At 63.5% G+C, this 13,501-nt stretch carries 8 protein-coding genes; 4 read left to right on the plus strand and 4 right to left on the minus strand.

Features of this window, described 5'->3' with window-relative positions; all coding sequences use genetic code 11:
* Positions 1-16: 16 nt before the first annotated feature.
* The 3 genes from SAZ10_RS31700 (at position 17) to SAZ10_RS31710 (ending at position 4,021) form a co-directional block, all read left to right on the plus strand.
* Positions 17-229, plus strand: a complete 213-nt coding sequence (locus SAZ10_RS31700; protein ID WP_318613523.1) for an SDR family oxidoreductase — start codon at positions 17-19, stop codon at positions 227-229.
* 10 nt (positions 230-239) lie between these two features.
* Positions 240-1,373, plus strand: a complete 1,134-nt coding sequence (locus tag SAZ10_RS31705) for a zinc-dependent alcohol dehydrogenase family protein (RefSeq protein ID WP_318613515.1) — start codon at positions 240-242, stop codon at positions 1,371-1,373.
* A 320-nt stretch (positions 1,374-1,693) separates the two neighbouring features.
* Positions 1,694-4,021 carry a Tex family protein gene (locus tag SAZ10_RS31710; protein ID WP_318613516.1) on the plus strand — a complete coding sequence of 776 codons (2,328 nt, stop codon included), beginning with the start codon at positions 1,694-1,696 and terminating at the stop codon, positions 4,019-4,021.
* A gap of 388 nt (positions 4,022-4,409) precedes the next feature.
* Here the strand turns inward: SAZ10_RS31710 and SAZ10_RS31715 are convergent, their stop codons facing one another.
* The 4 genes from SAZ10_RS31715 to SAZ10_RS31730 form a co-directional block, all read right to left on the minus strand.
* The gene (locus tag SAZ10_RS31715; protein WP_318613517.1) at positions 4,410-5,762 is read right to left on the minus strand and encodes an HlyD family type I secretion periplasmic adaptor subunit; all 1,353 of its coding nucleotides are present in this window, start codon (positions 5,760-5,762) and stop codon (positions 4,410-4,412) included.
* Entirely contained in the window at positions 5,763-8,048 is a 2,286-nt protein-coding gene (locus tag SAZ10_RS31720) for a type I secretion system permease/ATPase (RefSeq protein ID WP_412535336.1), read from the minus strand. It abuts the gene before it with no gap.
* Between the two features lie 156 nt (positions 8,049-8,204).
* Positions 8,205-10,238 carry a type I secretion protein gene (locus tag SAZ10_RS31725; protein ID WP_318613519.1) on the minus strand — a complete coding sequence of 678 codons (2,034 nt, stop codon included), beginning with the start codon at positions 10,236-10,238 and terminating at the stop codon, positions 8,205-8,207.
* A 231-nt stretch (positions 10,239-10,469) separates the two neighbouring features.
* Positions 10,470-12,182: a hypothetical protein gene (locus tag SAZ10_RS31730; protein ID WP_318613520.1), complete on the minus strand. Its 1,713-nt coding sequence runs from the start codon at positions 12,180-12,182 to the stop codon at positions 10,470-10,472.
* A gap of 668 nt (positions 12,183-12,850) precedes the next feature.
* Between SAZ10_RS31730 and SAZ10_RS31735 the strand changes: the two genes are divergently transcribed.
* On the plus strand, positions 12,851-13,333 hold the full coding sequence (locus SAZ10_RS31735; RefSeq protein WP_318613521.1) for a hypothetical protein: 483 nt from the start codon (positions 12,851-12,853) through the stop codon (positions 13,331-13,333).
* Positions 13,334-13,501: the final 168 nt, after the last annotated feature.

Below are 13,501 nucleotides of genomic sequence, written 5' to 3' on the forward strand. Positions count from 1 at the left end.
CAGCCGCGCCGAGCAGATTTCAACCTGCCCCACCTTCACAAAACTCCCCTTGACGGAGCCGTACTTTCGCGATTTCGGATTCAGGGGCGCCGTCCTGTCCAAGATAAAGCTTGGCAGCCTGGGAGGCGTGGAGGATGTCACGGGCGCGGTGATCTACCTTGCCTCGGACGCCTCGGCGCTGGCGACGGGCAGCGCGCTGCGGGTGGATGGCGGCTGGACGGCCGAGTAGAGGAACTGCCATGGAAATTCGTGCCGCCGTTCTCGAAGAGTCGGAACTGCCCGCACCATATTCGCAAAGCAAGCCGCTGAAGGTCCGGCAGGTCGAGCTCGCGGGACCCGGTCAGGGCGAAGTTCTCGTGCGCATCGTCGCGGCAGGCCTTTGCCATTCGGATCTTTCCGTCATCGACGGTAGTCGTCCGCGTCCGCTCCCCATGGTGCTCGGCCACGAGGCAGCCGGCGTGGTGGAGGAACTTGGCCCGGGTGTCACCGATCTGGTTGTCGGCGACCATGTGGTCTGCGTTTTCGTCCCAAGCTGCGGCACCTGCGAATACTGTTGCGAAGGGCGGCCCGCATTGTGTCGCCCCGGGGCCGCGGCCAATGGCCGGGGCGCGCTGCTTTCCGGCGCGCGTCGGCTGAGCTCGTGTGGCTGCGACCAAAATCATCTCAACCATCACCTCGGCGTCTCGGCCTTTGCGCAATATGCGACCGTGGCGCGTCAGTCCCTGGTGAAGATCGATCGCGAGCTCGACCTCAAATTCGCGGCCCTCTTCGGTTGCGCAGTGCTCACTGGTGTCGGCGCCGTCCTGAACAGCGCGCATATTCGCGCCGGCGACACCGTTGCGATCATCGGACTTGGCGGCGTCGGCATGGCGGCCCTGCTCGGTGCACGGGCGGCCGGGGCCGAGCGGATCGTCGCAATCGACATTTCCGAACCCAAGCTGCAATGGGCGCGCGAGCTCGGTGCGACCGACGTCTTCTTAGCCGGCGAGGATGTCGACGAGGTCCGCGACGCAACGAATGGCGGCCTCGATCATGCCCTGGAGTTCGCCGGCTCCCTGCCGGCGCTGCAGCTCGGCTATCGCATCATCCGGCGCGGCGGCACGCTCGTGACGGCGGGGCTTCCGCCGCCGACCACCGTTTTGCCGATCCCTGCCGTCGGCCTTGTAGCGGACGAAAAGGCCATCCGCGGCAGCTATCTCGGCTCCTGCGTGCCGTCCCGCGACATTCCCAGATACATCCGGCTCTTCCAACGTGGCCTTCTGCCCGTGGACAGATTGCTGACCAGCGAGTTCAGCCTGGAGGATATCAACACAGGTTTCGATCAGCTGCGTGAAGCGAAGCTTCTCAGGGGGCTGGTGACGAGATTTGGTTGAAAGTTCGCTGCCTAGGTGTGTGCAGCAACTCGTTTGGCGCTGGCGCTGCCCCTCACCCTTACCCTCTCCCCGTAAGGACGGAGAGAGGGGGCGGCAACGTCTCAGAATCCCCTCTCCCCGTTTTTCACGGGGAGAGGGTGAGGGTGAGGGGCGGCGCCAACTGAGGGTAGAAGGCTCCGAGCGGCAGTGGCAACGCGAGCTGCCGCGCCTGCCAATTGAACATCACCTTGTGGAGAGAAGCACCCCCGTCCGCCCAAAGGCATGGCGAACCCATCCGGTCTCCAATATGGTGCGCGCCCACCAAATCGGACGAGCAGTGAATGAGCGATAAAAAACACGACACCGCAGAGATTGGCCGGCTGGCTTCGATCATCGCTTCGGAAATCGGCGCAAGACCGCAGCAGGTGGCAGCCGCCGTGGCGCTGCTCGACGAGGGGGCCACGGTGCCGTTTGTGGCGCGCTACCGCAAGGAGGTGACCGGCGGCCTCGACGATACGCAGCTGCGCCAGCTCGCGGAGCGGCTTGCCTATCTCCGCGAGCTCCAGCAGCGGCGCGAGACGATCGTGGCCTCTATCCGCGAACAGGGCAAGCTGACCGATGAGCTGGAGGGCAAGATCGCCGCCGCGGCGACCAAGGCGGAACTGGAAGACATCTATCTCCCTTACAAGCCGAAGCGGCGGACAAAGGCAGAGATTGCGCGCGAACGCGGGTTGGGGCCGCTCGCCGAGGCAATCCTGGCCAACCGCGCGGCCGTGCCGGCCGAAGTGGCCGCTGCCTATATCACCGACGCCGTGCCGGACGTGAAGGCGGCGCTCGAGGGGGCGCGCGACATCCTGTCGGAGCAGTTTGCGGAAAATGCCGAGCTGGTCGGCCGCCTGCGCGCCTACATGAAGGAGCGCGCCTTCCTGCGCTCGCGCGTCGTCGACGGCAAGCAGGAGGCCGGCGCGAAATTCTCCGACTATTTCGAGCATTCCGAGCGCTGGTCCGGCGTGCCGAGCCACAGGGCGCTGGCGATGCTGCGCGGCCGCAACGAGGACGTGCTGTCGCTCGATATCGAGGTCGATGCCGATGACACCTCGCCGGTGAAGCCGGTCGAGCGCATGATCGCGCAGGCCTATGCGATCGGCCGGGATCTTCCGGGCGATCGATGGCTGTCGGAAGTGGTCGGATGGACTTGGCGCGTGAAGCTGTCGCTGCATCTTTCCCTCGACCTGATGCGCGACCTCCGCGAGCGGGCCGAGGAAGAGGCGATCCACGTCTTCGCCCGCAACCTCAAGGACCTGCTGCTCGCAGCACCCGCCGGCTCGCGCGCGACGATGGGGCTCGATCCCGGCATCAGGACGGGCGTGAAGGTCGCCGTGGTGGACGGCACGGGCAAGCTGGTCGCGACGACGACCGTCTATCCGTTCCCGCCCAAGAACGACGTGCGGGGCACCCAGGCCGAGCTTGCCAGCCTTATCCGCCGGCATCAGGTCGAGCTGGTCGCCATCGGCAATGGCACCGGCAGCCGCGAAACGGAGAAGCTTGTGGCCGAAATGCTCTCCGACATGCCGCCGCCGAAGCCGATCAAGGTGATCGTGAGCGAGGCGGGGGCGTCGGTCTACTCGGCCTCGGAGGCGGCGGCGGCCGAGTTTCCCGATCTCGACGTCTCGCTGCGCGGCGCTGTGTCGATCGCGCGCCGGCTCCAGGATCCGCTCGCCGAACTGGTCAAGATCGAGCCGAAGTCGATCGGCGTCGGGCAGTACCAGCACGATGTCGATCAGCACCGGCTCGCCCGCTCGCTCGATGCGGTGGTGGAGGATGCGGTGAACGCGGTCGGCGTCGACCTCAACACGGCCTCTGCCTCGCTGCTCGCCCGTGTCTCCGGGCTCGGCGCCTCGCTGGCGGAAGCGATCGTGGCGCACCGCAACGCCAACGGACCGTTCCCGAGCCGCAAGGAGCTGCTCAAGGTCGCGCGGCTCGGGCCGCGTGCTTTCGAGCAGTGCGCCGGCTTCCTGCGCATCCCCAATGGCGCGGAGCCGCTGGATGCTTCGTCCGTGCATCCGGAAGCCTATGGCGTGGCCAAGAAGATCGTCGCCGCCTGCGGGCGCGACGTGCGCTCGCTGATGGGCGACAGCGCAAAACTCAAAGCCCTCGATCCACGCGTGTTCGTCGACGAGCGCTTCGGGCTGCCGACGGTGCGCGACATCATCGCAGAACTGGAGAAGCCCGGCCGTGACCCGCGCCCGGAGTTCAGGACAGCCACTTTTGCGGAAGGGGTCGACGACATAAAGGACCTGAAGCCGGGCATGCTGCTCGAAGGCACGGTCACGAACGTTGCCGCCTTCGGCGCCTTCGTCGACATCGGCGTGCACCAGGACGGCCTCGTGCACGTCTCGCAACTGGCGGATCGCTTCGTGAAGGACGCGCATGAGGTGGTGAAGGCCGGCGACGTCGTGAAGGTTCGCGTCGTCGATGTCGACATCCCGCGAAAGCGGATCGGCCTGTCGATGCGCAAGGATGCGGGCGCAGCTGCGGCGGGAAAGCCGGGGCCGCGTGACGACAATCGGAAGCAAGGCGCAAGTCGGCATGCTCAGGCCAAGGCGGACCGGGCGCAATCGCAGGGCTCGTTTGGTGCAGCGCTCGCGGAGGCGATGAAGAAGCGCTGAAGCCTTCTGATTTTACGTGACGGCGCCCTTCATCTTGCAAAAGCCATTTGCACCGAGGAAGGGATTATACCAATGGCCCCAAATATTTAACCGTTGGCGCTGCCCCTCATCTGCCTGCCGGCATCTTCTCCCCGTAAACGGGGAGAAGGAGGACTGCCGCTTTGATTTCGCCAATCGCCAGCGTTCCAGAACAGCGCCGAAAAAAAAGGCCGGCGTCCTTCTCCCCGTTTACGGGGAGAAGTGCCCGGCAGGGCGATGAGGGGCAGCGCCAACGGTCAAACCGTATCATCGCCGGTATCATCCGCGGCGGTCGTCAGCCTCGCGGTCAGTCCCGCCTGCAGCACTTCCCCTCGTTGTGGACCTGAGGGCAGCGCCTGCCACCCTCCCATCAATGCTCCATGAACGCACGCGCCATGCTGTCCCGGATCGGCTTCGTCAGATAGTCGAAGAAGCTCCGTTCCGCGGTCTCAATCAGCACTTCGGCCGGCATACCCGGCGTCGGGGCAAATCCCGGCACTCTGGCCAATTCGCTGGGAGCGAGACTGATGCGGGCCAGGTAGACTTCATGAGGGCCGGTGAGCGATGCCGTGATCGAGGTGTCGCGAAGCGCGTCGGCGGAGACGTAGAAGACCTTGCCGGTCAGCACCGGCGTGGTGCGCTGGCTGAGCGCGGTCAGCCTGACTGATGCCGTCTGGCCGACCTTCACGTCGTCTATGTCGGTGCGCGATACCTGCGCCTCGATGATGAGGGGCACGTCGGCAGGTAGGATCTCCAGGATACTCTTGCCGCTTTCGATGACGCCGCCGGGCGTGTGGTAATACATGCGCACGACGGTGCCGGATACGGGAGCATCGATCGTTGCGCGGCGAAGCACACTCTCGGCCTCTCGTGACTTCTCGCGCACCGCGTCGAGCTCGCCTTCGACGTTCTGCAGCTCGTCGAGCGCGGTTTGCCGGTAGGTGTCCCTGGTCTGGGCGATCTGCTGTTCCTGCTTGGTGATCTGCGCGCCCGTCTCGGCGATCTCGGCGGATAGCTGCCCGATCTGGCCTTCCGCGTCCGCCATCGCGCGCTGAATGGACTTTATCTCGGTCCTGCGGATCAGGCCCTTGTCGAGAAGAGACCTCTTGCCCTCATATTCTTCCTGCAAAAGCGACAGCTGCTGCCGCACGGCCTCAAGCTGACGCCGGTAGCCTTCCGAGCGGAAACGGAAGCTTTCGATATTCTGCACGAGCAGTCCGATTTCGCTGCCGAGCTTGGTTCGCCAGGCTTCGAAATTGAGGTTCTGGCTTTGCACGATCGAGACGATATCCGGATCGTTTCGGTTCTTCTCGACGGTATCTGGAAACGTGATCTTGTCGGCGCCCGCCACCTCGGCATTGACCCGGGCGACGGTTGTCTCGAGCCTGGCGCGCCGCAGGAAGAGCTCCCGCTCATTGGCGCGCGCCGCGGTTTCGTCCAGCCTGAGCAGCGGCTCACCGGCTTTCACGTGATCGCCTTCATTGGCCAGGATCTCCTTGATGATCCCGCCCTCGAGATGCTGCACGATCTTGTTCTGGCCGGTCGCGACGAAGCTTCCCGGCGCGATCACGGCCGCGGCCAGCGGCGCAAGAAAAGCCCAGGCGCTGAAGCCGCCCAAAGCCCCTGCCATGAGCAGCAGGCCGACCAGCGTGTGTTTCCAGATCGAACGGGGAACTTCGGCGAACCATTCGATGTCATGGACCTTGGCGATGTCGGTCGTCATCTATTTCACCGGAGTGTAGCCGAAGGCTCCGCCGTCCAGGCTCAAGCCGCGCGCCGTCAATGCCTGCACGACATCCTGGCGCATGCCAAACAGCGCGACGGTGCCGTTCACGAGCAGGAGGATCTTGTCCACGCTTCTCAGAAGCGATGGCCGCTGGGTGATGGTGATCATGGTGATCTTGTTTTCTTTTGCGTGCTTGAGAGATTGGGCCAGCGCCACGTCGCCTGCGCTGTCGAGATTGGAGTTGGGCTCGTCGAGGACGACCATGCGCGGATTGCCGAAGAATGCGCGCGCCAGCGCAATCCGCTGCTTCTGCCCTCCCGAAAGCGGCGAGCCGTCCGCCGCCACCATCGTTTCATATCCGTGCGGAAGCGAGGCGATCATCTCGTGAACGTCCGCGAGCTTTGCCGCCTCGTAGATGTCGGCGTCTTTGGCGTCCTCGCGCATACGGGCGATATTGGCCTTGATCGTTCCCGGGAAGAGCTGGACGTCCTGCGGCAGGTAGCCGATGTTCTCGCCGAACTGGCGCTGGTCCCAGTTGCGCAGGTCCATGAGGTCGAGCCGAACGTTGCCGGAGGTCGGCAGGATCGATCCGACCAGCATCTTGCCGAGCGTCGTCTTGCCCGCACCGGAATTGCCGATGATGGCGAGCGAATCGCCCGGCTCCAGCGCGAAGCTTATGCCGTTGAGCACGACGCGCTTGGTTCCCTGCGGCACATAGAGAAGCCGCTCGACATCGAGCCGGCCCTCCGGGCGGGGAAGCTTGAGCCGCTCGAAATTGAGGGGGGACGCTTGCAGAAGGGCGGCGATCCGCGAATAGGCCGCCCGCGACTGCACGACGTGGTGCCAGCCTTCGATCGCGCCCTCGATCGGCCCGAGCGCACGGCCGGCGATGATGGAGGCTGCGATCACCATGCCGCCCGTCAGCGCGCCTTCGAGAGCGAGATGGGCGCCCCATCCGAGCATGGTGACCTGGGTGAGGAGCCTCACCGCTTTCGACAGCGTGGCAAAGAGGATGTTGCGTTCCTGCGCGGTCACCTGCGCCCGCAAGGAGCTGGCGGTATCCTTTCCCCAGATGCGCACCGCCTCAGGTATCATCGCCAGCGCGTTGATGATCTGCGAGTTGCGCGTCATCGAATCGAGATGAAGATTGGCCTTGGACTGGTGGCTGTTCGCCTCGCCGAATGGTTCTTCGGTCGCGCGCTGGTTGAGGATCGTGACGATGAGAAGAAGGATGGAGGAGGTCACGACGATCGAACCGAGATGCGGATGGATCAGGAACACCGCGACGAGGAAGAGCGGGACGATCGGTACATCCAGGAAGGCGAGCAGCGTGCCCGACACGAGGAACGAGCGCAGCTGCTGCAAATCTCCCAATGTCTGGTACTCGCGTCCGTTGCTGTGAAGGGAAGCGCGGGCCGCCGCGCTCAGGATGGGCGCGCCGAGCTGGGCGGCCACCTCGACCGCGGTGCGCATGAGGATCACGCGACGGATCGCATCGAACGCAGCCTGCAGAACGACCGCGCCGACGATGATGATGGTGAGCATGACCAGCGTGTCTATCGACCGGCTGGTAAGGACGCGGTCCGATATCTGAAAGAGATAGACGGGGATCGCCAGCACCAGGATGTTCGCCACGATCGTGAAAAGCAGGACGATCAGCAGGTTCTGCCTGACCGCCTTGACACCCGCCTTGAGGCTGGCGGCGAAGTCGACGGGGCCAAGGCGCTTGTGGAACACCCCGTCGCCGCCGCCACCACCGCCGCGGCCCGGTCCGCCCTTGCCGCCGCCGGAGGACCCGCCATGGTCTGGAAGCTGCTCTTTCGCCTTGATCGGTCCCCGATCGCCCTCGATGACCACCATGCCTGCGGGCGCGGGCTTGTCTTTCATTTCTGCCTTGGCCGGCGAGACGGGTTCGACGGGCGAGGGAGCCTCGGCAAGGCGCAGCTCGGGCTTCGGCTCGGGCGGTCGTTCTGCTGCCTGTCGAGCCGCTTGAGGCGTTTCGGCAGGACGATGACCCGCGTTCGTGCCGTCGGCCCGCTCCGCCCCGTGGCCTTGCCTGATGTCCGGAGCCGGACCGCGCTCAGCGTCAATGACGACCGGCGTCCATCTCGCTGCCGGGCCGGCCTTCACTTCATGAGCCGGCTGTGGAGGCGGGCCCGGAGACGTCGCGGCCGATAGCTGATCGATCGCTTGCTCGAGCTCTTTGAGCGAATGGTCGTCTTTGTCAGCGCGCCGAAGGACGGCGTTCAAGACGCCATCGCTTGCCGGCTCCGATGAATGCATTGCGCGAGGTCGTCCAGAACCTCTGCCACGCCGGCTAGCCTCAAGGCCGCCCTCGTCGAGCTTGTCCCCTTCGAGGTCGCTCCCATTGGCTTCGTTCTCTGCCGCTGCCCAGGAGTGGTCGCGGTTTTCGGCCATCGTCGTCTACCCCGTTCCGGTTCAGGCAAGCATGCTGTGCATGGGGTCCGCATGCATCGCGTCGGATGCGGGTGCGTGATTGGAATGGCCGGATGGATGCTGATTGTGAGCGTTGCCCGGATGGAGCATGTCGTCGTCCAGAAACGCCACCGCCTCGTTGACCAGGATATCCGGGTTGTGGCCACCGAGATCTGGCCTGGTCGAGATGAAATCCGCCTGGACCAGCAGCTCGTCAGAGTAGTGGTCTCCCCCGACATAGGTTTTTCCCAGCGCATCGACGTCGAGGATGGAGGCAAAGTTCACCAGCGCATTCGAGCCCGTGGAAATCGTCCAGTTCGCTTCGGGATGGGGAGCGAGCGCGTCCATGGCCACGGCGACCTGATCGCTGTCGCCGAGCACGTTCGTCTGGCTCATATATTGCAGATTGACCATGTCGCCCGAGATGTAGAGCACGCGAAGGCCGGCCAGGCCCGCAAAGGCCTGGTCGTGGAGTACGTCGGCCGAAGCGTGCTTGTTGCCGTTCTTCAGGTGCTCGGCTGCATCGACATAGGACTGAGGCAGCGCCTCGAAGCGGTTCGCGCCCCCGACATTGAGGATGCTGGCCTGGTTCCAGAGCAGATTGCCATGGGTCGAGAGCGAAGCTTCGCCCGTGGTCTCGAAGCCTTTGACGGCGCCGACGAGATCGTCGTCCAGGAGGACGTTCATCTGCTTGATGATGTTTGCGTCGTAGATGTTGCCGCCCACGACGACGAGATCGTAGTTGCGGCCAAGCTCGTTCAGGAATGTGTCGTTGAACGACGTATTTTCGCCGGTGATCACCGAGGTCTTGTTGCCCGAGGCGGACAGGATGGAGACGTCGTTGTCCGACATGAAAGAGAACTGATTTAGCCAGTTCATGATGAGCAGGTCGCCCTTGATCTCGGTGACAGCCCACGCCTTCGGGAAATCATGAGCCGTGTCCTTCGATGCTGCGTGGCCGGCCGAAGGATCGAGGCGCTTGAACATCGCGATGTTGAACGCTTCCGACGGCTTGCTGGCGCCGAGCGACCAGCCATTGACGCTTTGGCCGATCGCGTCGACGTCACTCATGGCGTTGATCTGGATGATGGCGTTGAGCTCGACATGATCGCCGACAACCGCAGTGACCCTGGGTTCCAGCCAGTCGTTGACGATCCCCGCGTTATTGACGAGCGTGTTCTGCCCCGTATGCAGGTCGAGGGAGGCGGTTACGGAAAAATGCCCTCCGCCTTTCGCGAACTCGCCGCTGGCGTCGTGGTTCGAAATGGGCGTCGACTGGAGGCCATCATCTGCTCCAACCTGCTGCTTCGGGAGGTGGTCATCGAGCTTTGGCGCCTGGTCAGCCGGTTTGCCGTTTACAATGGGGCTCTCCTCGAGCGCGTCGCCCTGGATGACCGAGATCTTCGCATTGTCGACTGGTTCATCGAATGAAGCGAACTCCTTGGGCACATTCTTGATGAAGCTCACGATCTCGTCGTCCGAACCCGGAACCCCGGTATCCGCGATCGGCGAAAGCCGCATGGCTGCTGTCATAAGCTCATCCAGCGGGGTCACCACATCTGTCGTCGGGTGAAATGTCAGGCCGTGGTTGCCGACGCTGACATTGTCATCGTCTGACAGCTGGATGCCCTGGTTGATGAAGACCGCCACCGAGCCCGGCGGAGTGATGAGCGGCTGGACTGCATGCGCCGATCCCAACACGTGCATTGCCGGCATATGCGGCAGCGCTATCGCGTGGGTAGAAATCTGCTGCGGGATATCGGGGACTACCGGCGGCTGGAGGCCGACATAAGGTGCCGACTGCAGCCCGACCAGGTCCGGCTCGGCCGGCAGATACGGGACGTTGGGCTTGAAGTCGACGAGCTCGTAAACCGCCTTCAGCTCTACTGGTTTGTGCGGAAGGTCAGCCGGGTCCTTACGGGGCTCTTGATGCGCCGTGAATTCGTTGTACTCGCCTCTCAGTCGAGCCTCTTCCAGCGTGGTCTCGAACAGGCCGATGAAATGCGCAATGGTCTGGGTGAGCTTGTCGAGTAACAAGGGCGGCCTCCCTGGTGCGTTCGCGGCGCGGCCCCACCCCGAACGTTCTGTTTCTTTTTCCGGGACTGCGCGGGATCCCGCGCAGTCCGCTTTTTTCGGGCTCTGGCGGCGTGCCCTCAACTTGGACGGTCACGCCGCTCCATCTCTTTGTCTGCACATCGCATTGCCGAAAACGGCTGCGCCTTTCGCCGAGGCGCTCCCTTCGGTTCGGTCCGATGCGCCAGCCTGAGATCAGCTATGATGGTCGACGCTGCCGTCCGTCACGTTGTAGTCACCACCGACGACCGTCATATCGATGGTGTTGCCCTGCAGGTTGGCACCCATGACGATCTGCTGGTTGAACGCGTTCGTGTCGATCGTGGCATCGGCCGTCGCCTGCGACAGTCCTTCTACGAAGCCGTCGTGACCGTTGTTGGAACCCCAGATGCCTGCGTCGCCGGCGCCACCGTCGCCGGTATAGGCGGTGCCGCCATTGCCGCCGGCTGCGCCGAGGCCGCCGAGGGCATCGCCGACATGGGCGTCTCCGCCTGCGGAATCACCGGCCCAGGCGCCGCTCAGTGCGATGCCGCCATGGCCGTCGCCGCCGATCGCCTTGCCGCCATATGCGTCTCCGCCGGTCCCGTCGCCGCTGGTTCCGGCTCCGCCGGCAGCATTGCCGCCGTCGCCGCCGTCACCGCCCTGGCCCGCGCCGAGGCCGAGGCCCTTGCCGGCTCCGAGGCCGAGGCCAAGACCGTCGCCGCCGGCCGCACCGGCGCCACCGTTGCCGCTGTTGCCACCGGCGCCGCCGGCGCCGCTGTCACCGCTATACCCGCTATCGCCGCCGTCGCCACCATGGGCACCATTGCCGCCGTCGCCGGCATCACCGGAGTCGCCGCCAATGTTCAGGATCGGGATACCTGCCAGGAATGCGTCGACGCCGTCGCCGGCAACAGAATCGCCGCCGTGGCCGCCATTGCCGCCTTCTTCGCCATTGCCGCCGTCGCCCGTGGCGCCGGTATTGCCACTGTTGCCGCCATTGCCGCCGTCACCGGTGTGCCCGCCATTGCCGCCATCGCCGCCGACACCGGCTCCAAGGCCGAGGCCCGCGCCGAGGCCGAGACCCAGCCCGAGGCCAGCACCGCCCGCGCCGCCGGCACCGCCCGTAGCTGCGCCGCCTGTGCCCGGGCCGCTGAAGCCCTGGCCGCCGGTAGCAGCCCCGCCGGTTGCCGCGCCGCCGATGCCACCGCTTGCCGCGGCCGGCCCACTTGTGGCGTGTCCGCCGGCGGAGAAGCCGCCGACCGCGATGCCTCCGAAGGCGTTGCCGCCATTGCCGCCATGGCCGCCATTGGCATAAGCATCGTCGCCGCCATTGCCGCCATTGCCGCCGGCATCGATGCCGTCGGACGAGTGGGCAGTGCCACCCGTTGCGTTGCCGTTCTGGTTCAGCGTGCCGTTGTTCGAGACGCCTGACAGCGTGTCGTCGTCCGACATGATAGCGTTCTGGCTGAAGACGTTCGCGACATCATTGCCTTCGCCATTGAGCGAGCCGTTCAGAATGTCCTCGAAATTCACGGCGGCCAGGCCGTTGACGGTCGAATGGCTGATGTCGACGAAATCATTGTCCGTCGGCTTGAAGCCATCCAGGCCGAGATCGACCTTCACGTCGACATTGGTCTTGCTGTCGACGTCGACGGTGGTCTTGTTGGAGTTCTCGTTGCTGTTGTGATTGCCGTTCAGGTTGGCATTCAAATTGCCATTGCCATTCAAATTGCCATTGCCGTTCCCATTCAGGTTGTAAGAGACGCTCTCCTGATGCTGGTCCTGGCCCTGGTTCTCGTGCTGGCCCTGATATTCCTTCTGGGCCTGGTTCTCGTGCTGCTTCTGACCCTGATGTTCATCCTGGTTTTGGCTCTGATCCTGGGATGGGTCGTTCCACGGATACAAGTAGCTGTTCTTGCTGCTCATAGTCGTTTCCTCGGTTTCAAGTCCGCGACAGCTGAACCGCACTCTTCTGTCACGCGGTCATGAGCTGTGTGCGAAACTAGGCTTCAGTGATCTTGATCGAGTCGCCGGCTGACGCGGGGACGTTCAGCCGGACTTGCGGTAATGGTTCAGGCGCGCCACCACCTCCCTTCGCGGGAACAGCAATCAGCCAAGTTTTCGACCCGTCGGTACGCTAAACCTGCCAACGCCGGATCGTATAGAACCCGGTTGCCTCTGTTCTTTTTTAGAAACGTCAGAAGTGTGCGGGAACGTTGTGAGCTTTGTAAGTTCTCTCTTTGCGCATAATCCGCGTAAGAGGCACGAACTATTGCCATTCGCTTAGTAATTTAAGTGCGTACCCCCGCTATGATTCTATGTCGGGCGGAGTATCGCTCTACCGCTTTCGGATTAAACCGGTAGGCGACCGCGGCCGGAATCTGTAGGCTGGCATCAATCTGCGCCTGCATCTGCAGATCGTTTGACGCCCGCGCTGCCCCTCACCCTTACCTTTCCCCCGTGAAAAACGGGGAGAGGGGGGCGGCAACGTCTCAGAATCCCCTCTCCCCGTTTTTCACGGGGAGAGGGTAAGGGTGAGGGCAGCGCTAAGCTAAAAGCAGAAGGCTTTAGGAACCTCTCGTCCGGTGACGCATATGAAAAGATTTCATGAAATACTTCTGGCAATAGGTCAGCTGAATTATACTTGGACCAATACAGAAAGTCTGCTCATTTACCTGATCGCCGGTCTGGCAAGGACCGACAAGGAAACTGCGATCGTCATCTTCCTGACACTCAACACCACGCGCGCCCGCCTCGATCTTGTGGAGAGATTGGCCAAACTGGCAAAGACGCCGGCGCCGTGCCGCCAGGAAATCCTCTCCGTCACCCAGCAGCTTGCCCGGCAGGCGAAGCTCAGAAACAAATACAGCCACTGCATCTATTCATTCGACGAAACCGGCACTCGCGCCAGCACGCAATTGATGCAAATATTCGATTCCAAGGATTCCATCAAATATGGAAAGATAGAGCATCTTGACGATAGCGAGATGAAGAGAATAACCGAATCAGTTGAGAAGATAGGACAAACGAACAGGGCGATCTGGGCGATCGTGCATAAATATTCATTTCCGCATTAGGTGGGCGCTTACTGGAGTACCCCTCATCCGTCTCGGCGCTACGCGCCGATCCACCTTGCATTGGAAATTGTGTACGAAGACGGGTCTCGCAAGGGACGCCAATGGCCGGGTGGCCACCCGGCCATTGGCGCCGATCGTCGGATCGCATCCACCTGAACCTGGAGGGTT

Origin of the sequence: Mesorhizobium sp. BAC0120 (assembly GCF_033542235.1) — a bacterium.
GTDB lineage: Bacteria > Pseudomonadota > Alphaproteobacteria > Rhizobiales > Rhizobiaceae > JAWRCU01.

Bases quoted from the DNA above. Each gene is read 5' to 3' on its own strand.
- SAZ10_RS31710 (WP_318613516.1), top strand. From the start codon at position 1,694: ATGAGCGATAAAAAACACGACACCGCAGAGATTGGCCGGCTGGCTTCG.
- SAZ10_RS31715 (WP_318613517.1), bottom strand. From the start codon at position 5,762: ATGACGACCGACATCGCCAAGGTCCATGACATCGAATGGTTCGCCGAA.
- SAZ10_RS31720 (WP_412535336.1), bottom strand. From the start codon at position 8,048: ATGCATTCATCGGAGCCGGCAAGCGATGGCGTCTTGAACGCCGTCCTT.
- SAZ10_RS31705 (WP_318613515.1), top strand. From the start codon at position 240: ATGGAAATTCGTGCCGCCGTTCTCGAAGAGTCGGAACTGCCCGCACCA.
- SAZ10_RS31735 (WP_318613521.1), top strand. From the start codon at position 12,851: ATGAAAAGATTTCATGAAATACTTCTGGCAATAGGTCAGCTGAATTAT.
- SAZ10_RS31730 (WP_318613520.1), bottom strand. From the start codon at position 12,182: ATGAGCAGCAAGAACAGCTACTTGTATCCGTGGAACGACCCATCCCAG.